The 23,096-nt window shown below is 73.2% G+C and carries 23 protein-coding genes; 15 read left to right on the top strand and 8 right to left on the bottom strand.

Translation table 11 applies throughout. The features are described from left to right. Nucleotides 1–169: 169 nt before the first annotated feature. The 5 genes from NE235_RS22650 to NE235_RS22630 form a co-directional block, all read right to left on the bottom strand. Nucleotides 170–1,228: a glycosyltransferase gene (locus NE235_RS22650; protein ID WP_252806191.1), complete on the bottom strand. Its 1,059-nt coding sequence runs from the start codon at nt 1,226–1,228 to the stop codon at nt 170–172. A gap of 94 nt (nt 1,229–1,322) precedes the next feature. Further along, on the bottom strand, nt 1,323–2,534 hold the full coding sequence (locus NE235_RS22645; protein ID WP_252806189.1) for a type III PLP-dependent enzyme domain-containing protein: 1,212 nt from the start codon (nt 2,532–2,534) through the stop codon (nt 1,323–1,325). After that, nucleotides 2,531–4,141 carry an IucA/IucC family protein gene (locus NE235_RS22640; protein WP_252806187.1) on the bottom strand — a complete coding sequence of 537 codons (1,611 nt, stop codon included), beginning with the start codon at nt 4,139–4,141 and terminating at the stop codon, nt 2,531–2,533. Before NE235_RS22640 ends, NE235_RS22645 begins: the two co-directional genes overlap by 4 nt. Then, on the bottom strand, nt 4,138–5,673 hold the full coding sequence (locus tag NE235_RS22635) for an IucA/IucC family protein (protein ID WP_252806185.1): 1,536 nt from the start codon (nt 5,671–5,673) through the stop codon (nt 4,138–4,140). The genes NE235_RS22640 and NE235_RS22635 overlap by 4 nt, the downstream gene beginning before the upstream one ends. Beyond that, nucleotides 5,670–6,788 carry an ATP-grasp domain-containing protein gene (locus tag NE235_RS22630; RefSeq protein ID WP_252806183.1) on the bottom strand — a complete coding sequence of 373 codons (1,119 nt, stop codon included), beginning with the start codon at nt 6,786–6,788 and terminating at the stop codon, nt 5,670–5,672. Before NE235_RS22630 ends, NE235_RS22635 begins: the two co-directional genes overlap by 4 nt. Before the next feature lie 183 nt (nt 6,789–6,971). Here NE235_RS22630 and NE235_RS22625 point away from each other — a divergent pair, with 183 nt between their 5' ends. Continuing rightward, nucleotides 6,972–7,751, top strand: a complete 780-nt coding sequence (locus tag NE235_RS22625; RefSeq protein ID WP_252806181.1) for an ABC transporter ATP-binding protein — start codon at nt 6,972–6,974, stop codon at nt 7,749–7,751. Next, nucleotides 7,751–8,347, top strand: a complete 597-nt coding sequence (locus NE235_RS22620) for an HD domain-containing protein (protein ID WP_252806180.1) — start codon at nt 7,751–7,753, stop codon at nt 8,345–8,347. The genes NE235_RS22625 and NE235_RS22620 overlap by 1 nt, the downstream gene beginning before the upstream one ends. Before the next feature lie 4 nt (nt 8,348–8,351). On the opposite strand, the gene NE235_RS22615 is transcribed toward NE235_RS22620, so the two are convergent. Next, entirely contained in the window at nt 8,352–8,732 is a 381-nt protein-coding gene (locus tag NE235_RS22615; RefSeq protein ID WP_308206131.1) for a DUF4031 domain-containing protein, read from the bottom strand. Nucleotides 8,733–8,777: 45 nt separating this feature from the next. Here NE235_RS22615 and NE235_RS22610 point away from each other — a divergent pair, with 45 nt between their 5' ends. The 9 genes from NE235_RS22610 to ptsP all read left to right on the top strand — a co-directional run bounded on the left by NE235_RS22610 (nt 8,778) and on the right by ptsP (nt 17,102). After that, a complete protein-coding gene (locus tag NE235_RS22610) occupies nt 8,778–10,157 on the top strand; it encodes a dipeptidase (RefSeq protein ID WP_252806178.1) in 1,380 nt (459 codons plus the stop codon). Nucleotides 10,158–10,203: 46 nt separating this feature from the next. Then, entirely contained in the window at nt 10,204–11,106 is a 903-nt protein-coding gene (nudC, locus tag NE235_RS22605; RefSeq protein ID WP_252806176.1) for an NAD(+) diphosphatase, read from the top strand. 139 nt (nt 11,107–11,245) lie between these two features. Further along, the gene (gene pfkB, locus NE235_RS22600) at nt 11,246–12,196 is read left to right on the top strand and encodes a 1-phosphofructokinase (protein WP_252806175.1); all 951 of its coding nucleotides are present in this window, start codon (nt 11,246–11,248) and stop codon (nt 12,194–12,196) included. Nucleotides 12,197–12,225: 29 nt separating this feature from the next. Next, entirely contained in the window at nt 12,226–13,371 is a 1,146-nt protein-coding gene (mtlA, locus tag NE235_RS22595; protein WP_252806173.1) for a PTS mannitol transporter subunit IICB, read from the top strand. A 6-nt stretch (nt 13,372–13,377) separates the two neighbouring features. Beyond that, nucleotides 13,378–13,677 (top strand): PTS lactose transporter subunit IIB, encoded by a 300-nt coding sequence (locus NE235_RS22590; protein ID WP_252806170.1) that lies wholly within the window; start codon nt 13,378–13,380, stop codon nt 13,675–13,677. Beyond that, nucleotides 13,670–14,116 carry a PTS sugar transporter subunit IIA gene (locus NE235_RS22585; protein ID WP_252806168.1) on the top strand — a complete coding sequence of 149 codons (447 nt, stop codon included), beginning with the start codon at nt 13,670–13,672 and terminating at the stop codon, nt 14,114–14,116. The genes NE235_RS22590 and NE235_RS22585 overlap by 8 nt, the downstream gene beginning before the upstream one ends. Beyond that, the gene (locus NE235_RS38300) at nt 14,113–15,147 is read left to right on the top strand and encodes a zinc-dependent dehydrogenase (protein WP_252806166.1); all 1,035 of its coding nucleotides are present in this window, start codon (nt 14,113–14,115) and stop codon (nt 15,145–15,147) included. Before NE235_RS22585 ends, NE235_RS38300 begins: the two co-directional genes overlap by 4 nt. Before the next feature lie 13 nt (nt 15,148–15,160). Then, nucleotides 15,161–15,445 carry an HPr family phosphocarrier protein gene (locus tag NE235_RS22575; protein ID WP_252806164.1) on the top strand — a complete coding sequence of 95 codons (285 nt, stop codon included), beginning with the start codon at nt 15,161–15,163 and terminating at the stop codon, nt 15,443–15,445. Continuing rightward, a complete protein-coding gene (ptsP, locus tag NE235_RS22570; RefSeq protein ID WP_252806162.1) occupies nt 15,438–17,102 on the top strand; it encodes a phosphoenolpyruvate--protein phosphotransferase in 1,665 nt (554 codons plus the stop codon). Before NE235_RS22575 ends, ptsP begins: the two co-directional genes overlap by 8 nt. A 58-nt stretch (nt 17,103–17,160) precedes the next feature. Here the strand turns inward: ptsP and NE235_RS22565 are convergent, their stop codons facing one another. Next, nucleotides 17,161–17,922, bottom strand: coding sequence for a DeoR/GlpR family DNA-binding transcription regulator (locus NE235_RS22565; protein ID WP_252806160.1), 762 nt, complete (start codon nt 17,920–17,922; stop codon nt 17,161–17,163). A gap of 305 nt (nt 17,923–18,227) precedes the next feature. Between NE235_RS22565 and NE235_RS22560 the strand changes: the two genes are divergently transcribed. From NE235_RS22560 to NE235_RS38295, 3 genes are all read left to right on the top strand, one after another. Continuing rightward, the gene (locus NE235_RS22560; protein ID WP_252806158.1) at nt 18,228–18,470 is read left to right on the top strand and encodes a hypothetical protein; all 243 of its coding nucleotides are present in this window, start codon (nt 18,228–18,230) and stop codon (nt 18,468–18,470) included. Between the two features lie 48 nt (nt 18,471–18,518). After that, the gene (locus tag NE235_RS22555; RefSeq protein ID WP_289849050.1) at nt 18,519–19,499 is read left to right on the top strand and encodes a ricin-type beta-trefoil lectin domain protein; all 981 of its coding nucleotides are present in this window, start codon (nt 18,519–18,521) and stop codon (nt 19,497–19,499) included. A gap of 140 nt (nt 19,500–19,639) precedes the next feature. Continuing rightward, nucleotides 19,640–20,596, top strand: a complete 957-nt coding sequence (locus NE235_RS38295) for a quinone oxidoreductase family protein (protein WP_252806156.1) — start codon at nt 19,640–19,642, stop codon at nt 20,594–20,596. Between the two features lie 4 nt (nt 20,597–20,600). On the opposite strand, the gene NE235_RS22545 is transcribed toward NE235_RS38295, so the two are convergent. After that, nucleotides 20,601–20,858, bottom strand: coding sequence for a mycoredoxin (locus NE235_RS22545; RefSeq protein ID WP_252806155.1), 258 nt, complete (start codon nt 20,856–20,858; stop codon nt 20,601–20,603). 153 nt (nt 20,859–21,011) lie between these two features. Between NE235_RS22545 and NE235_RS22540 the strand changes: the two genes are divergently transcribed. Then, nucleotides 21,012–23,081, top strand: a complete 2,070-nt coding sequence (locus tag NE235_RS22540) for an ATP-dependent DNA helicase UvrD2 (protein WP_252806153.1) — start codon at nt 21,012–21,014, stop codon at nt 23,079–23,081. Nucleotides 23,082–23,096 lie beyond the last annotated feature (15 nt).

Genomic DNA, 23,096 nt, shown 5'->3' with positions numbered 1-23,096 from the left:
ACGTCGACGCTTCCGGTGCGCAGGATAAAGACGGCCGCTCCGATCCGGCGCCGGCCTGAAGCCCGGCCATTGGCGACATTATCGTCGCGGAATCCCCGGCGCAGGCGGCCGTCGTCCCGTCGGCCGGTCCGGGGTGGTCACTACGCCCGGTGGTGCGTCCGGGTGGTCACTACGCCGGGTGGCGCGTCCGGGCGAGGGCGCGGACGGCGAACTCGCGGTTGACGCGGGTCTGCTCCCTGAAGGCGTCGGGGAGCTCCGGCATGGCCAGCAGGCGGTCGCACGCGTCCAGTGAGCCCCGCGGGTCGCCCACCCAGTACGCCGCGATGGAGTACTCGAACAGCAGCCCCCAGCGGTAGACCCACGGCTGGACGAACAGCCAGTCGTCGGGCTCGCGGCGATCCAGGCCGGCGCGGGCGAAGGCGTACGCCGCATGGTGGCGGTCCATCTGGCGCAGGCGCGAGGCCAGTTCGTAGCACGCCTCCAGTCGCTGCGGCCGGAACTCCCACGCTCGGACGAGGGCGTCCATGGCCCCGGGCCAGTCGTCTAGCTCGGCCCGGAGGACGCCGGTCTGGAACAGGGAGTAGTAGACCTCCTCCGGCCAGTCGCCCATCCGCGCGCGCCGTTCGTAGAGGTCGAGCGCCTCCCGCACGTCCCCGAGATCACGCATCGTCTGCGCGAGGTAGAAGACTGCCCGCGAATTGCCGGGATCCCGGTCGAGCTCCGCGCGGAGCAGGCGCGCGTCCCGCTCGAACTTGTCGCCGCGCGAACCACCGTCGGCGAAATGGTCGATGATCAGGGCGTCGAGGTTGACGGCGTGGTCCCGGTCGTCGGTCGTCAGGTACTCGTGCGTCGAGCCGACGTAGCGCCATGCGATGTCACCTCTGACGAGTCGCTTGATGCGGTACTCCATTTCGCCGGAATGACGCACCATGTAGGAATCGGCGGTCAGTTCCGGAAGGTCGCCGTCTCGCCGTACGACCATGTCCGCGTCGATGAGGAGCAGATAGTCGGCCTTGCCGAACGCCTGCTTGATGTTCAGCGTGCGGTTGTGCCCGAAGTCGACCCATTCTTCCTGAAGTAGCTCGCCTGGGATTCCGGCGAGCGCTTCCCGGATCAGTTCTTGCGTCCCGTCGGTCGACCCGGTGTCGGAGATGACCCAATAGTCGATGAGGTCGCGTACGGAGCGAAGGCAGCGTTCGATGACCTTCGCCTCGTCTTTCACGATCATGCACAGGCATATCGACCGCATATCGCCCCCTGAAACGACGAGCATCGTTGAATGCCGGGGGGCTCGATATCCTCCGAGGATATCTCCGCCGAGATCAATGGTCGACGTAGGCGAAGGCCGGTTTCGGGTGCATGAGGAAATCGTGGTGGGAGATGTTCCAGGCGTACGCGCCGGCGAGGGCGAAGGCCACCACGTCACCGACGGCGAGGCGGTCGACCGGCACCTGCCGGGCGAACACGTCCTTCGGCGTGCACAACTGCCCGACCAGCGTCACCGGACCGCTCGCCACCGGCCCGCCGCCCCCCGAGCGCAGCACGGTGAACGGCTGGTCGTGGCCCTTCGTCACCGGGGTGCGCAGGTGGTGGGTGCCACCGCGCAGCACCGCGTACCACTCGCCGTGCGACCGCTTCACGTCCAGTACGTCCGTGACGTACCACCCGCAGTACGCGGTCAGCGCGCGGCCGGGCTCGATCCGCAGCGTCTCCCCGGGCCGGCGCAGCGACGCCAGCCCCGCGCCGTACGCCGCCCAGTCGAAACGGGCGCCGGGGCCGCGGTAGTCGACGGCCATGCCGCCGCCCAGGGTGACCTCCTCCGGCCCCTCCATCCAGGTCCGCGCCCAGCCCAGGACCTGGGCGGCGACCTCCAGCAGCGGCCCGGCGGCCAGTCCGGACGCCAGGTGCGCGTGCAGGCCGCGCAGCCGGATCCAGGGCGCCCGCTCCAGGAGGTCCAGGCAGGCGCCGAGGGCTTCGGAGTCCATGCCGAACGGGCCGCTCATCCGCAGGGCGGCGCCGCTGATCGCGACCGGCAGGTTGATCCGCAACAGCACGTCCGTCTCCCGGCGTAGCGCGGCGAGACGCCGCAGCTCATGCGGGCTCTCCACGTGCAGCCGGTGGACCGGCGGGCGGCCGCCGACGGCCGCCGCCAGCTCCTCGTCCGTCTTGCCCGGACCGCCGAACGCCGTCCGGACCCCGGGCAGCACCGCCCGTACATGGGCGAGTTCGCCTCCGGAGGAGACCTCGACACCGTCGACGTGCGGCGCGAGCGCGTCCAGCAGGCGCGGATCGGGGTTGGCCTTCGCCGCGTAGTAGAGCTCCACCGGGATCGCGGCCCGGACGGCCGCGGCGTGGGCCCGAAGCCCGGCCAGGTCGTAGACGTAGGCCGGCGGCGCCACCGCCAGGGCGCGCTCCCGCACCGCCTCCGGCAGGGCGTCCCGCACCGCTTCCGGCGGAGCCTCGCGTCCTGTTTCCGGCGGGGCCTCGCACACCGCCTCCGGCGGCGCGCCGTCTTCGGACGGCCGGCGGGTCACGCGAGATCCTCGGCGAGCGGGTTGGGCACCGGGACGTAGGCCGCCTGCCGGTCGGGGTCCCGCGCCCACCGGGTGCGCAGGTTCGCCTTGGCCGGCAGCGGAACCCCGGCCAGCAGGGCACGCAGCCGCGCGGCGCCGTCCGTGTCCGCCGGCGTCTCCTCGGCGCAGCGGGCCACGTGCCGCCGGACGATCCGCCACAGCGCGGGTTCGAGCAAGGGGTACCGGTCCGCGACGGCGGCGGCGACCTCGGCCAGGTGGTTGACGAACAGGCAGTAGACGACGCGGTTCCAGCCGCGCTCCGGGTCGTGCGTGAGGGCGCGCGCCACCGGATCGGGCAGGTCCGCGAGGAACGCCGTCCACGGCCCGGGCAGCAGCTTGGTGCCCTCCAGGTCCCGGAACACCGCGCGCACCGGCGTGCCCTCGTCGTCGACGGCGATGAGGACGTTCTGCAGGTGCGGTTCGAGGACGACGCCGTGCCGCAGGTAGGCGTGCAGGACCGGCGGCACCACGTGCCCGGCGTAGGCGTCCCACCAGGCCAGGACCCGCTCGGGCGTGGCGTCGTCACCGAGGAGCCGGGAGACGGCCGCCGGGCTGTCGCCGTCCGGATCGGCGATGGCGGCGGCCAGCAGGGGAGTGCCGGGCAGGCCGCGGACGCCCTCGCGGACGATGACGCCGAGGCCCTCGCGCAGGCGCGTGCCGCCGACGGACACGGTCCGGTAGCCGGGTTCGGCGAGCAGGTCACCGGCCAGCTCCTCGAACACCGGCCGCAGCGCCCGTGTCAGCGCGACCGCGCCGGACAGCTCGTACCAGGCGTTCTTGCGCACGCAGTTGGTGATGCGGACGTCGAGGCTGAACTTCAAGAACGCGTCCGGCACGTACACGGTGCGGACGGAGGACGTCGGGGCCGCCTCCGGGCCGTACGGTCCCAGGTCGACGATCGCGTCGGACTCCGGGCGGAGCAGGTCCAGCTGCCACGGGTGCGCGGGCAGGACGCGGTACCCGGCGCGGACGGGCGGGCCGAGCCGGTCCAGGACGGAGACGTCGCCCTCCTCGGCGACCGCGTCCGCCCGGACGGCCAGCCAGCGCAGCGGGAACCGGGCACCGAGCTCCGGGGCGTACGCGGGCCAGTCGGCGCCCTGCCGGGCCTTGGGGGAGGGGTGGAACCGGTGCCCGGCGACGAGTGAGCGTTCCGACGCCAGGAACGGGTCCGCGTCGTCCGCCCGGCGGCGCCGGCCGATCAGCTCCATGGCGTCGCGGCTGGCGGCCACCTGCGCGGCGAACTCGGGATTCGCCGCCCCGGTCGTCAGCTCCAGCTCGCCGGCGATCAGAGCGGTGATCCGCCGCCAGTCCACGACCGTCCAGCGGTCGCGGAGTTCCTCGATCGGCCCGGCCAGGCGGAAGCTCAGCAGCGGAGGGCGGCGCAGGCGAGCGCGCAGCGTGACGCCGGCGCGGGGCAGGCGGGCCACGAGGTGCCCGCCGGCGACCCGCACCTGCTGCTCGGGCGCGCAGAGTTCGCGCACCGCGCAGTTCAGCAGGGCGAGGGCCGTGGCCGCGTCCGGGTCGACCCGCCCTCCGAGGGAGGGCGCGGCGGGGGCGAGGGATGTCACGTGGTCGACCTCTTGAGGTAGTTCGGGCCCGGCGGGCCGTAGTGCTTGTTGATGTCCTGGGCGCCGGTGCGCTGTTTGTCGACCAGCGTTCCGGCGGTGACCATGGCCTTGACGGGCAGGCGGTCCGCGTCGAGGGTGCGCGCCCGCAGGAAGCCGTCGTCGTACGCGTCGAGCGCGGCGGCGAGCCGGTCGCGGACGAGGCCCAGTCCCGTGTCCAGGTCGAGCAGGCCGCGTTCGGCGAGCCCGAAGGCGAGCGCCCCGGCGCACAGGTGCACGGTGATCGTGACGAACACGCGGGCCAGGGCCTCCGGGTCTGTCGTGAGGAGCCGCGGGTCGGCGAACTCCGCCGGGTCCGGCGCCCGGCCCAGCACGCGGGCGAGCCGTCCCAGGTCGATGAGCGCCCCGTCGTTGTCCTTGATCAGCAGGTGCGGCGGGTCGCCGGGCACGATCGAGACGTTCTGCTGGTGGGCCTCCAGCGCGATGCCGTACCTCGCCAGCAGGAGGACGTTCCAGTCGAACAGGACGGCGAGGTACGCCCCGAAGAACTCCGCGACGTCGTCGGTCAGCTCCTCGATGACGTACGGTCCGTCCGGCGTCCGGGCGAGCAGCGCCGCGACCGGGACGCCGTCGGCGGGCAGCCGGCGCACGAGGTATCCGAGCAGCGGGTCGTCCGCGTGGCCGTACGTCTGCTCGTCGGCGAGCAGCACCGGCGCGCGTTCCCGGTCCGCGATCGCGCGCAGCAGGCGTTCGACGAGCGCGCCGTCGGCGAGCGTGCCGGGCACGATGACCCTGCGGTTGCGCAGGCCGAGCGTGCTGGTCGGCAGCGGGAGCTTCAGGTGCTCGCGGGCGTCGACGGCGACCGTCCGCATCGACAGCGTCGGCCGTACGGTCACGGCCGGGCCCGGCACGGTGCGGACGAGGCGGGCGGTCAGCGGATGCACGGGGAACACGTCGTGCCCGGCGGGCAGTCCGAGGTCGCCGGGGGCGGGCCACCAGCCGGGGCGGTCGCCGTGGCGGTGGGATCCGGGCACGGCGGTCCACGCGAGCCGGAACGACGGCCCGAACTCGGGCGCGTACGCCAGCAGGTCGCGCTCGTCCAGGCCGAGGCGGCACCGCGCGGTCGGATAGACCGGGTGGTCCAGGGCGGCGGCGAGCGCGTCGTACCGGGTGGGACCGGACGGCCGCGGGCGCACCGCCCCGTACAGGCGCAGCGCCCGCAGCGTCTCCCGGCACTCGCGGTCGAACGCCGCGACGTCGTCGCGCGGGTCGGCCAGCGCCCGTACGGCCGCGAGCACCTCGTCCAGCCCGACGGCGCCGGCCACGACCCGCTCGGCGAGGAAGCCGGGATACCGGCCGCACCCGCCGTCCCGGGACGTGAGCGCGACGACCCGGCCGCCGGGCAGCGTAAGCCGGTCCCCGTCGGCGTGGCGGGACAGCCCGCCGTAGTCCTCGCGCAGCAGGGCGTCCAGGACCCGCGCGGCGAGGTACCCCTCCTGCAGCCGCGGGGACGCGATCGCCGGCGCACCGGTCACGGGGCGATCTCCCAGCGGTGCCGCGCGCGGAACCGCCGGATCGCGGCGTCGACACGGGCCGCGCCGGGACCGACCGCGCGGATCGTGCCGAGATAGTCGCGGTTCGTTCGGGTGAGCGCGATGACGTCCCCGGCCGTACGGACCGGCCAGTACGCCACGCGGACACTGTCGTCGGTGAACTCCTGGCGCTCCGGCGCGATGGTCAGCGTGCCGGACCGGTCCGCGAGGACCGAGTCGACCGCCGCGTGGCCGCCGGAGGGCGGCGGCTCCGGCACCGGTTCCCCCAGGTGGGCGCGGAGGACCCACTCGAAGATCGGCACGCCGAGGAGCTCGCCGAGCAGGAAGTCGCAGTGGTCGCCGATGATCCGGTAGTTCACCTCGATGATCCGCGCGCGGCCCTCGTGCACGACGTACTCGGTGTGGCAGGCGCCGAAGCCGACCCCGAGCCGCTCCAGCGCATCGAGGACCTGGCCGGCGCAGGGCGGCGGCGCCCAGTCGAGACGCTCCTCGACGAAGTGCGGCGGTGGGGACAGCGTCGTGCGGAACGAGCCGAGGACGCGGCCGTTCAGCGTCTCGAGGGTGTGCAGGTCACCGGGAAGGTACTCCTCGACGACGAGGGCGCCCGGCCGCCGGCGCCAGATCTCGCGGCAGCGCGCGGTGAGCTCGGCCGGGTCCCGCACGAGGAAGACGTCCTCGCTGGCGACGCCCTCACGAGGCTTGACGACCAGCGGGTACGGGGCGCCGTCGAGGGCTGGGGACTCCTGGCCGGGCCGGAGCTCGACCGCGAAGACGCCGCCCAGCGCGCGGCGCATGAGCGCCTTGTTCTTGGCGCGCAGCGCGGCCCGCCAGTCCTTGCCCGGCAGCCCGAAGTACGCGGCGGCCAGCGCGGTGGGCGCCTGCAGGTGGTCGCTGTTGGAGAAGATCGCCGCGGGGGTCTCGCGCCGGGAGATCTCGTCGATGATCGCCCGGTGGTCGGTGACGTCGCACTGGACCGTCTCCTCCGGCCACGGCCGGTCGGTGAGCAGCGTCACGTCGAGGCCGAGCGAGGCGGCCGCGGGCAGGAAGCCGTGGGCGACGGAGTCGGTCCGCTTGCCCGCGACGATGTAGAGCCGCACACATCCCCCGATGAGGTCAGGTTAGGCTTACCTAAGTTATTGAAGTGACCATAGTGGCGTGGCCGGCCTCCGGACGCAACAGCCGCGCCCGCGCGTGTCGCCCAGGTCCGCGCGTGTCGCCCAAGCCCGCACGCCGCGGTCGTGCCCCTGCGGGCCCGGGAGGTGCCGTACGCTCGACTGGCGATGACTCCAGTACTCCGTGTGGAAGATGTGCGCTTCGTCCGGGACGGCCGGGCATTGCTCGACGACGTGTCCCTCACCGTCCACGAAGGCGAGCACTGGGCGCTGCTCGGTGCGAACGGCGCCGGGAAGTCCACGCTGCTCAGCCTCGTCGGCGCCTACCAGCACCCCACGAGCGGGCAGGTCGAGATCCTCGGTCACCGGCTCGGCCGGGTCGACGTGCGCGACCTGCGCGCCGGGATCGGCCACGTCAACCCCCACCACCCGCTGCGGTCCGGCCGCACGGTGCACGAGGTCGTCCTCACCGGCGCGACCGGCTCGATCGAGCTGGTCCCGCACTGGAAACCCACCCCGGAGCAGATGGACCACGCCGAGGAGCTCATCGACCTGCTCGGCCTGAACCACCGCCGCGACGCCCGCTGGCCGACCCTCTCGCACGGCGAACGCGGGCGCACGCTCATCGCCCGCGCCCTCATGCCCCGGCCGCGCCTGCTCCTGCTCGACGAGCCGGCCACCGGCCTGGACGTCGCCGCCCGCGAGCAGCTGCTGACCGCCATCGACCAGCTCCGCCGCGCGCAGCCGTCGCTGACCAGCGTCCTCGTCACGCACCACCTGGAGGAGCTGCCCGCCAGCACCACCCACGCGATCCTGCTGCGCCAGGGGAAGGTCCTGGCCTCCGGCACCGCCGACGACGTGCTGACCACCGAGCGGATCAGCGCGTGCTTCGACCACCCCGTCACCATCGACAAGACCGGCGGGCGCTGGACGGCGAGGGCCGTCTGATGAGCCTGCTGACCCGGTGGCCCGGCCCGGAGATCCTCGGCGCCGAGCTGATCCGCCGCTACGAGGAGCCGCATCGCCGCTACCACGACGCCGTGCACCTCGCCGAGGTCCTCGACCGGGTCGACGAGCTGGCCGGGGAGGCCGACGACGCCGAGACGGTGCGCCTGGCGGCGTGGTTCCACGACGCGGTGTACCAGCCGCTGCGCGCCGACAACGAGGAGCGCAGCGCGATCCTCGCCGAGCGGATGCTGGCCGACACCGACCTGCCGTCCGAGACGATCGCGGAGGTCGCCCGGCTGGTCCGCATGACCGCGGCGCACGACCCGGCCCCGGAGGACCACAACGGCGCCGTCCTGAACGACGCCGACCTGGCGATCCTGGCCGCCGGTCCGGAGCGTTACGCCGCGTACGCCGCCGCCGTGCGCGAGGAGTACGCCGCGGTCCCGGACGAGGCGTTCCGCCAGGGCCGCGCCGACGTCCTGCGCGCCCTGCTCGACGCGCCGGCCCTGTTCCGTACGGCCCCGGGCCGCGACCGCTGGGAGTCCGCCGCCCGCCACAACCTCGAGACCGAACTCATGCTCCTCGGCCGCTCATAGACCGTCAGTGCCGTGGATCGTGGTTGCTCACGGCGCGCCGTGGTCCTGCGCGACCGCCATCAGGTGACGCTGCCGCGGACCGTGCTGCACGGCGATCCTCGGCGCTGATGACCGCGTGAGGTGCCGGGGCCCGTTTGCGACGGCGGAGGCCCGCGGCGATCAGGCGGGCGACCAGCTCCTGGGAGCCGACCGGTGCCGCGCCCAGGGCGACGGCCGCGTCGTACACCTCCGCCGGCACGTCGTAGTGGTCCCGGTCGAACGCACGGCGCGGCACGCCCAGCCGGTCGGCGAACGCGTGCAGCTCCTCGTACGACGTGTCGCTGACCATGTGCGACCAGAGCCGACCACGGGCCGGCCAGAGGGGGCGATCGATGAGCACGGTCATCGGACTAGAGTGCCAGAGGATGTTTCCCCTGCGAGAAGGCTGCTCATGGACGTACGCGACTACATCGATGCCAACGCGAGCGGGTTCTTCGACGCGCTGAAGGAGTGGCTGGCCATTCCGTCGATCTCCGGCGATCCAGGGCGGCGCGATGACGTGCGGCGCTCCGCGGAGTGGCTCGCCGCCCACCTGCGCGAGACCGGCTTCCCGACCGTGGAGATCTGGGAGACCGACGGGCTGCCGGCGGTGTTCGCCGAGTGGCCGGCCGAGGATCCGGCCGCGCCGAAGGTAGTTGTGTACGGGCACCATGACGTCCAGCCGGTCGAGCCCCTCGACGAGTGGGAGACCGCGCCGTTCACGCCGTTCGAGAAGGGTGAGCAGCTCATCGGCCGCGGCGCGTCCGACGACAAGGGCCAGGTGTTCTTCCACACGCTCGGGCTGCGGGCGTACCTCGCGGCGAGCGGCCGCACCGCCCCGCCGGTCACCGTGAAGATGCTGATCGAGGGTGAGGAGGAGTCCGGTTCGCCGCACTTCGCCGACCTGCTGCGCGCCAACAGGGACCGGCTGGCCTGCGACGTGATCGTCGTCAGCGACACGACGATGTGGGCCGCGGACGTGCCGTCGATGTGCACCGGCATGCGGGGGCTGACCGAGGCGGACATCTCGCTGTACGGCCCGTCGATCGACCTGCACTCCGGCTCGTTCGGCGGCGCGGTGCCCAACCCGCTGCACGCCATGGCGGAGCTGCTCGCCGGTCTGCACGACGAGCGGGGCCGCGTGACGCTCGACGGCTTCTACGACGGGGTCGTGGAGCTGACCGAGGACGAGCGGGCGATGTTCGCCAAGTTCCCCTTCGACGAGGGCAAGTGGCTCGAGACGGCCGGTGAGAGCGGCGCGGCGTACGGCGAGGAGGGATTCACCACCCTGGAGCGTGTCTGGGCGCGGCCGACCGCGGAGATCAACGGGATGTGGGGTGGTCACACCGGCCCCGGCGGCAAGACGATCGTGCCGCGTGAGGCGCACGCCAAGGTGTCGTTCCGGCTCGTCGCCGGGCAGGAGCCCGAGCAGGTGCAGGAGGCGGTCCGTAAGTACGTCGCCGAGCGCACCCCGCCGGGTATCCGCGCTGAGGTCCGCATCCCCGGGCCCGGGGTCCGGCCGTGCTTCTCGCCGATCGACTCGCCGGGCGTGCAGGCCGCCAAGCGCGCGATGGAGAAGGCGTTCGGCACCGAGGTGCTGTTCACCCGGGAGGGCGGCAGCGGCCCGGAGGCCGACCTGACCGACATCCTGGAGGCGCCGCTGGTGTTCCTCGGCGTCGGGCTGGACGAGGACCAGATCCACGCGCCGAACGAGAAGGTCGACATGCCGCTGCTGCTCAAGGGCGCGGAGACCGCCGCGTACCTCCTGGACGAGTTCGCCACGAGCCTGTAGACGCGAGCCCGGAGACCTGTGGACGCGAGCCGAGAAAGGGCCTGACGTGACGGAAGCCTATGAGTCGCTGGACTGGCTGGCGCTCTCCCGCGGCACGCTCGACCGGTTGGGCGAGCGTCGCCGTGACGAGACCTGGCTGGCGGCGGCCTGGGACGACCCGCGCAGCCGGGTGCTGGTGGTCGAGCGGGGCAGGGCGCTGGTCCGGCCGGGCCCCGCGCTCGTCCTGCTGAGCCGCGAGGAGGCCCCGGAGGGCGAGCGCTACCTGCTCGGCGCCGACGGGGACGGCGTCGCCTACTTCGCGGTGTCCGCTCCGCTGCCCGCGATCGAGGGCACGGAGCCCGCGGACCTGCGGACGGCCGGGGCGGCGCTGAGCGACCGGGACGCCGGGCTGCTCACCCAGGCGGTCGGCCTGCAGAACTGGCACGCGACGCACACCCACTGCCCGCGCTGCGGGGCCCTGACGACCCTCGCGTCGGCCGGTCACACCCGGATCTGCACGGTGGACGGGTCGGAGCACTTCCCGCGTACGGACCCGGCCGTGATCATGTTGGTGCACGATGGGGAGCGGATCCTGCTGGCCAGCGGGGTCCGGTGGCCGGAGAACCGCGTGTCGATCCTCGCCGGGTTCGTCGAGCCGGGGGAGTCCCTGGAGCAGGCGGTCGCCCGTGAGGTGCGCGAGGAGGTCGGCGTCACCGTGCGCGACTGCCGGTACCTCGGCAGCCAGCCGTGGCCGCTGCCGCGCAGCCTGATGCTCGGCTTCTTCGCGACGGCGGACCCCGGGCAGGAGCTGCGGGTCGACGAGGAGGAGATCCGCAGTGCCCGCTGGTACACCCGTGAGGAGCTGAAGGCGGCGACGGAGGCCGGGGAGGTCCTGCTGCCCGGTCGCGTCTCGATCGCCCGTCAGCTCATCGAGCGCTGGTACGGCGGCGCCCTGCCCGGCGACTGGTAGCCGCCGCTTTTGGACCCGTCCCCGGCCGCCTTCCTCCGTACGGAGGGAGGCGGCTTTTTCGTCTGTCCCTATTTCCGCTTACCTCTTGACGAGCCCACGAATCTGGGCGTAAACAAATGGAAACACAGACGAAACGGCGGTGAACCAACACGTGATCGTCACGCTGACGCTCAATCCGAGCCTGGATCGCACGATCGAGGTGGACCGCCTCGTCCACGGCACCGTGATCCGTGCCACCTCGGCGCGCCTCGACCCGGGCGGCAAGGGAGTGAACGTCTCCCGCGCGCTGCTGGCCAACGACGTGCCGACGGTCGCGGTGGTGACCGCCGGCGGGGCGGACGGCGACCAGCTCGTCCACCTCCTGGAGGCCGACGGGATCCCGCTCGGCGCCGTGCGGGTCGCGGGCCGGACCCGTTCGAACATCACGGTCGTCGAACCCGACGGCGTGGTCACCAAGCTCAACGAGCCGGGCGAACCCCTGTCTCGCGAGGAGCTCGACGCCGTCGCCGACCGGGTGCTCGCCGAGATGGGGAGTGCCAGCTGGGTCGTGACCTGCGGCAGCGTGCCACCGGGCGTGCCGACCGGCATCTACGCCCGGATGTGTGAGTTCTTCACCGCCGCCGGGGTCCGGGTCGCCGTGGACACGAGCGGCCCGGCGCTCCTGGCCGCCGTCGAGGCGAGGCCGTTCCTCATCAAACCCAACCGTGAGGAGCTGGCCGAGGCCGTCGGACGCCCGGTCGACAGCGTCGGCGACGTCGTCGAGGCGGCGGAAGAGCTGCGGGACCGCGGCGCCGGGACCGTGCTCGCGAGTCTCGGCGCGGACGGCGCCGTACTGGTCGAAGAGGAGGGAGTCACGATCGGCGAGGCGCCGGTCGCCGTGCCGCGCAGCACCGTCGGCGCGGGCGACGCACTGCTCGCCGGTTTCCTGGCCGCCGGGGCACGGGGGGCTCCGGCACTGGCCGAAGGGCTGGCATGGGGGGCCGCAGCGGTCGGCCTGCCCGCCAGCCGGATGCCGCGCCCGGAGGACATCCGGCGCGACATCGTCCGCATCCACACGCGTCCGGACCTCGGCCGGTCGCTCATCGCCTGATCCACACGCAGATCACTAGGAGGCCCTACATGGCCACTGCGTACACCCCCACCGTCACCGGTACCGGCGTCAAGGCCCAGATCCAGCGCCTGGGCGGATATCTGGCCGGGATGGTGATGCCCAACATCGGGGCCTTCATCGCCTGGGGCCTGATCACCGCGCTGTTCATCCCGACCGGCTGGCTGCCGGACAAGCAGTTCGCGGCCCTCGTCGACCCGATCATCACACTGCTGCTCCCGGTGCTCATCGGTTACACCGGCGGGCGCATGGTGCACGGCCAGCGCGGCGCCGTGGTGGGCGCGGTCGCGACCGTCGGCGTCGTCGTCGGCGCCAAGATCCCGATGTTCCTCGGCGCGATGATCCTCGGACCGCTGGCGGCGTACGTCCTGAAGAAGGTCGACGAGTTCACCGCCGAGCGGACCAAGGCCGGCTTCGAGATGCTGGTGGACAACTTCACCGCCGGGATCATCGGCGGCGCCGCGGCCCTGTTCGGGGTCTGGGGCGTCGCCCCCATCGTGCGGAACGTCACCACCGCGGCCGGCCACGGCGTCACGTGGCTGATCAACCACCACCTGCTGCCCTTCGCATCCGTGCTGATCGAGCCCGCGAAGGTGCTGTTCCTCAACAACGCCGTCAACCACGGCGTGCTCGGCCCGCTCGGTGTCGCGGAGGCGGCCCGGCACGGCAAGTCGATCCTGTTCATGCTGGAGTCCAACCCCGGCCCCGGCCTGGGCGTTCTCGTCGCCTACCTGCTGTTCGGGCCGAAGACGCTGCGGCCCAGCGTGCCCGCCGCGATCATCATCCAGTTCCTCGGCGGGATCCACGAGATCTACTTCCCGTACATCCTGATGAAGCCCCGTATGATCCTCGCCTCGATCGCGGGCGGCGCCGCGGGCATCGGAACGTTCATGATCACCGGCGCCGGCCTGGTCGCCACGCCGTCGCCGGGCAGCATCTTCGCGTACGCGGCGGAGACCCCGAAGGGCGGCTGGTTCGGCGTCTTCGCGGGCGTGCTGGTCGCCGCGGGCGTGTCGTTCGCCGTCGGCTCCCTGCTCCTCGGCTTCGGGCGGTTCGCCGAGAAGGAGGCCGACGCCGAGGCCGATGACGGAGCCGTGAACGAGACGCCGCAGGAGACGGCGCAGCCCACCACCCACCCCGAACCCCAGGGAGCGTGACGACGAATGAACGGCAAGGACGTCAAGAAGCTGGTCGTGGCCTGCGACGCGGGCATGGGCAGCAGCGTCATGCTCGCCAGCCAGCTCCGCAAGGAGCTGAAGAAGAACGCGGTCGCGGTGGAGCACACCCCGGTCAACAACATCCCCGCCGACGCCGACGTCGTGGTCTGCCACGCCGGCCTCGGCGCCCGGGCGAAGGCCGGCGCGCCGGACAAACCGATCATCACGTTCCAGGTGTTCATCGGCGACCCGGCGGTGACCCGCCTCGTCAAGGCGATCAAGGACGGGAGCGAGATCAGTGCCTGACCTGCTCGACCGCGCCGCCGTACGCCTCGACGCGGTGGCGGCCGACCGCGACGACGCGATCCGCCAGTGCGGGCGGACGCTGCTCGACGTCGGCGCCGTCGACACCACGTACGTCGAGGCCATGGTGGAACGCGAGCGCTCGATCTCGACGTACGTCGGCGAGGGCGTCGCCATCCCGCACGGCACGCTCGCCGGCAAGGACGCCGTACGCCACGACGCGCTGTGCGTCCTGCGCTTCCCCGGCGGAGTCGACTGGGACGGCAACCACGTCGTCCTGTGCGTCGGCATCGCCGCGAAGGGCGACGGGCACGTGCGGTTGCTGTCAGAGCTCGCCCAGATCCTGCTCGACCCGGACAAGGCCCGCGCCCTCCGGGAGAGCACCGATGTCGATGAGGTCATCCGGCTGTTGCAGCCGGACGCAGAGGAGGTCACGCAGTGAAGGTCGCCCGTTTCCACGCGCCCGGGGACATCCGTCTCGAAGAGGCGCCCGAGCCATCCCCCGGCCCGGGAGAGGTCAAGATCCGGGTGCGCAACTGCTCGACCTGCGGCACCGACGTCAAGATCTACAAGCACGGCCACCACCACATCCGGCCGCCACGTGTCATGGGGCACGAGATCGCCGGTGAGGTCGCCGAGGTCGGCGAGGGTGTGACCGGCTGGGCCCCGGGCGACCGGGTGCAGGTGATCGCGGCGATCCCGTGCGGGCAGTGCGAGGAGTGCCGCCGGGGCCACCGCACCGTCTGCCCGAACCAGGAGTCGATGGGCTATCACTACGACGGCGGGTTCGCCGAGTACACGATCGTGCCCGCCAAGGTCCTCGCCGTCGACGGCCTGAACCGCATCCCCGACGGCGTCGGCTTCGCCGAGGCGTCCGTGGCCGAGCCGCTCGCCTGCGTGCTCAACGGCCAGGAGCTCGCCCGCGTGGGCGAGGGCGACGACGTCGTGGTCATGGGCGCCGGGCCGATCGGCTGCCTGCACGTACGGCTGGCCCGCTCCCGGGGCGCCGCGCGGGTCTTCCTGGTCGACCTCAACGCCGAACGGCTGGCCATGTCGGCCGAGCGAGTCGACCCCGACGCCGCGCTCACCGGCACGGACGTCGTCGACCAGGTGCTGAAGCTGACGAACGGCCGCGGCGCGGACGTCGTCATCACCGCCGCAGCCTCCGGCGCCGCGCAGGAGCAGGCGCTGCAGATGGCCGCGCGGCAGGGCCGGATCAGCTTCTTCGGCGGGCTGCCGAAGGACAACCCGGTGATCTCCTGCGACTCGAACCTCGTGCACTACCGGGAGCTGACGATCGTGGGCGCCAACGGGTCCAGCCCGGCCCACAACGCCCGCGCCCTCGATCTCATCGCCTCGGGCGCGGTGCCCGTCGCCGATCTGATCACCCACCACCTGCCGCTGGCCGACGTCCTCGAGGGCATCGACATCGTGTCCCGTGGCGTCGCCATCAAGGTCACCATCGAGCCCTGACGAGGGAGTGGACATGCCCACACGTACCGTGGCCGTCGCCGCGCGCACCGGCCTGCACGCGAGGCCCGCGGCCCTGTTCGTCAAGGCCGCCGCCGACCAGGAGACGCCCGTGCGCATCCGCGTCGGCGACGGCCCGGCCGTGCCCGCCGCCAGCATGCTGGCGGTACTGTCCCTCGGCGTCGGGCACGGCACCGAGGTGACCCTCGAGGCGGACGGTCCGGGAGCCGACGCGGCCCTCGACGCCCTCGCCGCCCTGCTCGCCCGCGACCTGGACGCCGAGGAACCGGCGGATGCCTGACCTCGACGCCCCGCCGCGGGCCCTGCAGGGCATCGGGGTCGGTCCCGGCCTGTCCGCCGGGGCGGTGGCGCGGATGGCGGCCCCGCCGGCCCTGCCGGACCCTCGCCCCGTCACCGACCCCGAACGCGAACTCGCCGACGCCGTACGGGCCCTGGAGGCCGCCGAGGCCGACCTGCGGGCCCGCTCCGAGGCCGCGGACGGGGAGGCGCGGGACATCCTGTCCGCGCAGGCGATGATCGCCGCCGACCCGACCCTGCGGGACGGGGTGGCCGAGCGCGTACGGGCCGGGGAGGACGCCGCGCACGCCCTGCGGTCCACGTTCGATCGGCACCGTGAGCTGCTCGCCTCCCTCGGCGGGTACCTCGGCGAACGCGCCGCGGACCTCGACGACATCGCGCACCGGGCGATCGCCGCGGCGCTGGGCCGGCCGATGCCGGGCCTGCCGTCCCCCGGGCACCCGTTCGTCCTGGTCGCCGACGACCTCGCGCCCGCCGACACGGTCGGCCTCGACACGGGCACCGTCCTCGCCCTCGTCACCGAGCGCGGCGGGCCGACCAGCCACACCGCCATCCTCGCGCGGGCGCTCGGGTTGCCCGCCGTGGTCGGCTGCGCCGGGATCCTGGAGGTCCCGGAGGGCACGGTGGTCGCCGTGGACGGCACGAGCGGCCAGGTCCGCGCGGGCGTCGGCGACGACGAGGCCGCCGGCGTACGCGCGCGGGCGGCCGAGGAGCGCAGCCGGCTCACCGCCGGGCGCGGTCCAGGCCGTACGGCGGACGGCCATCCCGTCGACCTCATGGTCAACATCGGATCCGCGGCCGACCTGCGGGGTGCGGACCTGGACGGGGTCGCCGGGGTCGGGCTGTTCCGCACCGAGTTCCTGTTCCTCGGCCGCAAGGACGCGCCGGGCCTGGACGAGCAGGTCGCCGCGTACGCCGAGGCGTTCGCGCTGTTCCCCGAGGGCACCGTCGTCGTACGGACGCTGGACGCCGGCGCCGACAAGCCGCTGCCGTTCCTCGGCCTCCCCGAGGAGCCGAACCCGGCACTCGGCGTGCGCGGCCTGCGCGTCGCCCGGGACCGGCCCGAGATCCTCGACACCCAGCTCGAGGCCGTCGCGCGGGCCGCCGAGCAGGCGACCGCGGACGTCTGGGTCATGGCGCCCATGGTCTCGACGCCCGTCGAGGCCGCCGCGTTCGTCGAACGGGCCCGGGCGTTCGGCCTGCGCACCGCGGGCGTGATGGTGGAGGTGCCGGCCGCCGCGCTGCGGGCCGACCGTCTCCTCCAGGTCGCCGACTTCCTCAGCATCGGAACGAACGACCTCAGCCAGTACACCCTCGCCGCCGACCGGCAGTCGGGCGCCCTCGCCGACCTGCTCGACCCGTGGCAACCGGCGCTGCTGCAGCTCATCGCCGCCTGCGCGGAGGCGGGCCGGCGCAGCGGACGGTCCGTCGGGGTGTGCGGCGAGGCCGCCGCCGACCCCGCCCTCGCCCCGGTGCTGGTGGGCCTGGGCGTGACGAAGCTGTCGATGAGCGCGCGCAGCGTGCCCGCCGTACGCGCCCGCCTCGCCGCGCACGACCGCGCCGCGTGCGAGGACCTGGCGCGGCGCGCCCTCGACGCCGCCGACGCCGCCGAGGCCCGCGCCGCCGTGCTCTCCTCCTGATCAGGCCGCGTGAACGCCCCCGCCGACGGCGGGGGCGTTCACGGTTCTTCCCGAGGGTTCACACGCGGACGACCTCGGGGCCTTCCGCGGCGAGGTCGGCCGCCAGTCCGGCGTTCAGCCCGGTGTCCGTGATCAGGAGGCTGACCTCGGACAGCGCGGCGAACCGGGCGAGGTAGTCGTTCCCGACCTTCGTGTGGTCGACGAGGACGACCGTGCGCCGCGCGGCCCTCATCATCGACTCCTTCATCGCGGCCTCGGCCGGATCGGGCGTGGTGAGCCCGGCCTCGACGGAGCAGCCGTTCGTCCCCATGAACGCCACGTCGACGCGGAGCCGGTCCAGCGGCCGCATCGCCCAGTCGTCGACCGTGGCGAGGGTGCGCCCGCGGACACGGCCGCCCAGCATGATCACGTTGAGGTTGGAGCGGGTGGCGAGGACGGTCGCCAGGGGCGGGGAGTTGGTGATGACGGTCAGCTCCCGGTCGCTCGGCAGGACCTGCACGAGACGCCCGGTCGTCGAGCCCGCGTCGATGATGATCGAGCCTTCCTGGGGCAGCTCGGCGAGGGCGGCCTTGGCGATGCGCTCCTTCTCGGCGGTCAGCACCGCGTCACGGGCGGCGAGCGCGGGCTCGAAGCCCAGGCGCTCGACCGGGATCGCGCCGCCGTGCACGCGGCGCAGCGCGCCGGCGCGTTCGAGGACGGTGAGGTCCCGGCGGATCGTCTCCATCGTGACGCCGAAGTCCTCCGCGAGTGTCACGACGTCGACCCGGCCGGCCTCGCGAGTGCGTTGGAGAATCTCCTGCTGGCGTTCCTCGGCGTACATGGCTCGGTGGTACCGCCATCGGCGTGGGGCGTCAAGCCGAGCCGATCATGCGGGGGCGCCCGGCGGCGCAGGCGGTCTTAGGGAGCGGTTAAGGCGCGCATAAGGGTGCCCGTCCCATCGGCCGATGCAACGGTCGAGGCGCCTCCCCACCAGGGCGTCCTCACTCGAGGACTTCATTGACACCTTGTTTTAAGAAGCATAGTGTCCGCATTACAGACAGGAAGCCTTCCTGTCAGAAGCCTTCGGGGGAGGCAGCAGCGGACCCTCTGCACCGGGGTTCCCACCTGTGACCCGAAAGGAGAAGCATGTCCACGTCACCCCGCCGACGTAGGACCGGCCGCCTGTTCCTCGCGGCCCTCGCGCTCGCCGGCCTCGGCAGCGCCGCGACCGTGGTCGCCGGCAACGGCACCCACGGCACGATCCTCCCCGCCGCGGCCGCCGCGACCGCCACCTTCACCGACGACTTCGACGGGCCCGCCGGCGCGGCCGTCGACGCCGGCAAGTGGCGCCCGGAGACCGGCGACAACGTCAACAACCACGAGCGGTAGTACTACACGAACGGCACGCACAACGCCGCGCTCGACGGCCAGGGTCACCTGGTCATCACCGCGCGAAAGGACAACCCCGGCAACTACAACTGCTGGTACGGCACCTGCCAGTACACGTCCGCGCGCCTGTCCACGGCGGCCACCTTCACCCAGGCGTACGGCCACTTCGAGAGCCGGATGAAGATCCCGCGCGGCCAGGGCATGTGGCCCGCCTTCTGGATGCTCGGCAACGACATCGGCAGCGTCGGCTGGCCCAACAGCGGCGAGATCGACATCATGGAGAACATCGGCTCCGAACCGGGCACCGTGCACGGCACCATCCACGGTCCGGGCTACTCCGGCTCGGGCGGCATCGGCGCGGGCTACACCCTGCCGGGCGGCGCGCACTTCTACGACGACTTCCACACCTTCGCGGTGGACTGGTCGCCGAACTCCATCCAGTGGTCCGTCGACGGGAACGTCTACGAGACCCGCACGCCGGCCGACCTGGGCGGCAACCGCTGGGTCTACGACCACCCCTTCTACATCATCGTCAACCTCGCGGTCGGCGGCTACTGGCCCGGCGACCCGGACGGCAGCACGACGTTCCCGCAGCAGCTCGTCGTCGACTACGTGCACGTCACCACCTCCGGCTCCTCCGGCGGCCGTACGGGCCGGATCACCGGCTACGGCGGTAAGTGCGTGGACGTGGCCGGGGCCAACAGCGCCAACGGCACGGCCGTGCAGCTGTACGACTGCAACGGCACCGCGGCACAGCAGTGGACGGTCGGCTCCGACGGGACCCTGCGGGCCCTCGGAAAGTGCATGGACGTGACCGCGGCCGGCACGGCCAACGGCACGCAGGTGCAGCTGTACGACTGCAACGGCACGGGCGCGCAGAAGTGGCAGCAGGGCGCGAACGGGTCCCTCGTCAACCCGAACTCCGGCCGCTGCCTCGACGCCACCGGCCCCAGCTCGGCCAACGGCACCCGCCTGCAGATCTGGGACTGCGCCGGCAGCGACAACCAGAGGTGGACGCTCCCGAGCTGAGTCTCGGCGCGGGTGCCCGAGCCGGCCTCGGGCACCCGCCCGCGCGTGCCGTCCTCCCGATCCGGGTATGGGGGATTCCCGGGGGGACGACTCACGTGAAGGCGGCGCGCGCTTATCCGATCACCGCGCATACGACGGATGTGCGGATCGAGCAGGTCGAGGTGCCGGTCCCCGCTCCGGGCGAGGTGCTGGTGCAGATCACGGCCGCGGGCGTGACGCCACTGGACCACGCCGTGGCGACGAGCGGCCCGTCGCGGGCCGGGCTGCTGCCGTTGACGCTGGGCGGCGAGGGCGCCGGCCTGGTCGTCGCCGACCCCGCCGCGTATTGGCGGGCCGGTACGCGGGTGATGTTCTTCGCCGGTCCCGGCGGCGTCACCGCCGACGGGACGATGGCCGAGTACGCCGTCGTCCCCTCCCGGAACCTCGCCGAAATCCCGGTCAGCGTGTCCGACGAGGTCGCGGCCGCCGTCCCGATCGCCTACCTCACCGGACTGCTCGCCCTGCGCATGGGCGCGTTCAAGCCGGGCAGGTGCGTCTTCGCGCCGGGTATCGGCGGCAGCGTGGGCAACGCGACCGTCCAGCTGGCGCGCGCCCTCGGCGCGGCGGCCGTCGCGGGCGGCGTGGGGTCCACGGCGAAGGCGGAGGCCATCCGGGCCGCGCCCTGGGCCCGTGGCATCGAGGTCGTCGACCTCGAATCACATCGGTTGCCCGACGGGCTCGGTGACGGCTTCCCGGCCGGCATCGACCTGGCCGTCGACGGCGTCGGCGGACCGGTGACCGCGCAGATCGCGGCCGCCATGGCGGTGGCCGGGCGCATCGTCCTGGTCGGCTGCTCAGGAGGCCGCAGCACCTGCCTGCCACTGCACGAGGTCATCGGACGCCGCACCACCCTCCACGGCTTCTCGCTGCACGCCGCGCCGGCCGCCGACGCGAAGGCGGCGTGGACCGAGATCACCGGCCTGCTCGCGGCGGGCCGGATCAGCCCGGTCATCGACGCGATCTACCCGCTGGAGGCCGTGGGAGAGGCGCTACGTCACCTGGTGGAGGACCGCCCCGTCGGGAAGGTCGTCATCACCGGCCTGTCCTCCACCCGCTGACCGATCAGAGCGCCGCGAGACGCGCCTTGACCTCCTTGGCCGACGGGTTGGTGACGGCGGTTCCGTCCGGGAAGACCACGGTCGGTACAGTCTGGTTGCCGCCGTTGACGCTCTCGACGAACTCGGCGGCCGCGGGGTCGCGCTCGATGTCCACCTCGACCATGTGAATGCCCTCGCGGGCCAGCTGGGTCTTGAGCCGGCGGCAGAAGCCGCACCAGGTCGTGGTGTACATGGTCAGCTCACCCGTCGCGGGCGCGGTCATGGCTCTCCTTCGTCTTGGGCGGGGCGCTCGAAGTCGACTGTCCAAACGCGCGATCACCGGCCGGCATTCCCCCGGCCCCGCGCTCGGACCCGCACTCGGGCCCCGGTGGGCGACCGGCCCTGGGAGTATGGAAGAGAAGTGACGGGAGGGGTCATGGACGCCGAGCAGATCCTCGCCGGGCTCGACCCGGACCAGCGTGCGGTCGCCGAGGCGACCCGGGGTCCGGTGTGCGTGCTGGCCGGCGCGGGCACGGGCAAGACCCGCGCGATCACCCACCGGATCGCGTACGCCGTGCTGACGGGCGTCATCGCCCCGCAGCGGGTGCTGGCCGTGACGTTCACCACCCGGGCCGCCGGGGAGCTGCGCGGGCGGCTCCGGCGGCTCGGCGCGCCCGGCGTTCAGGCCCGCACCTTCCACTCCGCGGCGCTCAAGCAGCTCGCCTACTTCTGGCCGAAGGTGATCGGCGGGGAGCCGCCGACACTCATCGAGTCGAAGTTCGGCCTGGTCGCGGAGGCGGCGCGCGTGTGCCGGCTGTCCCTCGGCCGTACGGAGCTGCGCGACACGGCGGCCGAGATCGAGTGGGCGAAGGTCACCCAGACCCGCCCGGAGGACTACCCGGCGTCGGCCGCCAAGGCCGGGCGCACCCCGCCCGCCGACGCGTCCGACGTCGCGCGGCTCTACACGGCGTACGAAGAGCTCCGCCGCGAGCGGAACCTGCTGGACTTCGAGGGCATGCTGGAGCTGACCGCCGCGATGCTCATGGAGCATCAGGAGGTCGCGAACCAGGTCCGCGACCAGTACCGCTACTTCGTCGTCGACGAGTTCCAGGACGTCAACCCGCTGCAGAAACTGCTGCTGGACGTCTGGCTGGGCGAGCGCGACGAGCTCTGCGTGGTCGGCGACCCGAACCAGACGATCTACTCCTTCACCGGCGCCACCCCCGCGTACCTCCTGCGCTTCACGGTCGAGCATCCCGGCGCGAAGGTCGTCAAGCTGACCCGCGACTACCGGTCGACCCCGCAGGTCGTGCACCTGGCCAACGGCGTGCTGGCGCAGGCGCGGGGGGAGGCGCGCAACCACCGTCTCGAACTCGTCGCGCAGCGGCCCGGTGGCCCCGAGCCGACCTTCCACGAGTACGACGACGAGGTCGCCGAGGCCGAGGCCGTCGCCAAGCGGGCGCGGGCGCTCATCGAGGACGGCGTGCCGGCCCGTGAGATCGCGGTGCTGTTCCGCATCAACGCGCAGTCGGAGCCGTACGAGCAGGCGTTCGCCGACGCGGGCGTGCCGTACGTCGTGAAGGGCGCGGAGCGGTTCTTCGAACGCGCGGAGGTGCGCCAGGCGGTCGTGCTCCTGCGCGGCGCCGCCCGGTCCGCCGACGACGGTGAGCCGCTCGTCCGTGCCGTGCGGGACGTCCTGGCCTCCGCCGGGCTGACGGACCGGCCGCCGGAGGGGCGCGGCGCCGCCCGGGAGCGCTGGGAGTCCCTGGCCGCCCTGGCGCAGCTCGCCGAGGACGTCGCCGCGGACCGGCCGGGCGCCGGCCTGCGCGACTTCGTCACCGAGCTGGAGGAGCGCGCGAACGCCCAGCACGCGCCCGCGCTGGAGGGCGTGACGCTCGCCACGCTGCACACCGCGAAGGGTCTGGAGTGGGACGCGGTGTTCCTCGCCGGCCTGGTCGAGGGCACGCTGCCGATCATTTACGCGGAGAAGAGCCCGGAGCAGATCGAGGAGGAGCGCCGGCTGCTGTACGTCGGCGTGACGCGGGCCCGTGAGCACCTGGCCCTGTCCTGGGCGCTCGCCCGCTCGCCGGGCGGCCGTAAGGGCCGCCGGCGGTCGCGGTTCCTCGACGGTCTGGCCCCGCAGAGCTCGGGTCCGCCGCGCGTCGACCGGTCCAAGCGCCGGGCCGTCGCCACGGGGCCGCAGCCGTGCCGGGTCTGCGGGCGGCCGCTGACCGCCGCGATCGAGCGCAAGCTGGGCCGCTGCGAGACCTGCCCCGCCGACTACGACGAGGACCTGCTGGCCCGGATGAAGGAGTGGCGGGCGGCGGCGTCCAAGGAGCAGAAGGTCCCCGCCTACGTCGTCTTCACCGACGCCACCCTGCAGGCCATCGCCGAGCGCGCTCCCGCCACGGAGGCGGAGCTGGCCGCGATCCCCGGTGTCGGCGCCGTCAAGCTGGAGCGGTACGGTTCGGCCGTGCTCGCACTCTGCCGGGGCGAGACGCCGTAAGCCTGAGGAGTCATG

Source organism: Actinoallomurus spadix (assembly GCF_024055725.1).
In the GTDB taxonomy this organism is placed as follows: Bacteria; Actinomycetota; Actinomycetes; order Streptosporangiales; family Streptosporangiaceae; genus Actinoallomurus; species Actinoallomurus spadix.
Note: the sequence above shows the minus strand (reverse complement) of the source record. Positions and strands in the feature narration are given on the sequence as shown.

Excerpts from the sequence above, each read along its gene's own strand:
- NE235_RS22615 (WP_308206131.1), bottom strand. The coding sequence starts at position 8,732 with ATGACCGTGCTCATCGATCGCCCCCTCTGGCCGGCCCGTGGTCGGCTC.
- NE235_RS22610 (WP_252806178.1), top strand. The coding sequence starts at position 8,778 with ATGGACGTACGCGACTACATCGATGCCAACGCGAGCGGGTTCTTCGAC.
- NE235_RS22650 (WP_252806191.1), bottom strand. The coding sequence starts at position 1,228 with ATGATCGTGAAAGACGAGGCGAAGGTCATCGAACGCTGCCTTCGCTCC.
- NE235_RS22590 (WP_252806170.1), top strand. The coding sequence starts at position 13,378 with ATGAACGGCAAGGACGTCAAGAAGCTGGTCGTGGCCTGCGACGCGGGC.
- ptsP (WP_252806162.1), top strand. The coding sequence starts at position 15,438 with ATGCCTGACCTCGACGCCCCGCCGCGGGCCCTGCAGGGCATCGGGGTC.
- NE235_RS22545 (WP_252806155.1), bottom strand. The coding sequence starts at position 20,858 with ATGACCGCGCCCGCGACGGGTGAGCTGACCATGTACACCACGACCTGG.
- NE235_RS22575 (WP_252806164.1), top strand. The coding sequence starts at position 15,161 with ATGCCCACACGTACCGTGGCCGTCGCCGCGCGCACCGGCCTGCACGCG.
- NE235_RS22560 (WP_252806158.1), top strand. The coding sequence starts at position 18,228 with ATGTCCACGTCACCCCGCCGACGTAGGACCGGCCGCCTGTTCCTCGCG.
- NE235_RS22565 (WP_252806160.1), bottom strand. The coding sequence starts at position 17,922 with ATGTACGCCGAGGAACGCCAGCAGGAGATTCTCCAACGCACTCGCGAG.
- NE235_RS22620 (WP_252806180.1), top strand. The coding sequence starts at position 7,751 with ATGAGCCTGCTGACCCGGTGGCCCGGCCCGGAGATCCTCGGCGCCGAG.
- mtlA (WP_252806173.1), top strand. The coding sequence starts at position 12,226 with ATGGCCACTGCGTACACCCCCACCGTCACCGGTACCGGCGTCAAGGCC.
- NE235_RS22625 (WP_252806181.1), top strand. The coding sequence starts at position 6,972 with ATGACTCCAGTACTCCGTGTGGAAGATGTGCGCTTCGTCCGGGACGGC.
- NE235_RS22540 (WP_252806153.1), top strand. The coding sequence starts at position 21,012 with ATGGACGCCGAGCAGATCCTCGCCGGGCTCGACCCGGACCAGCGTGCG.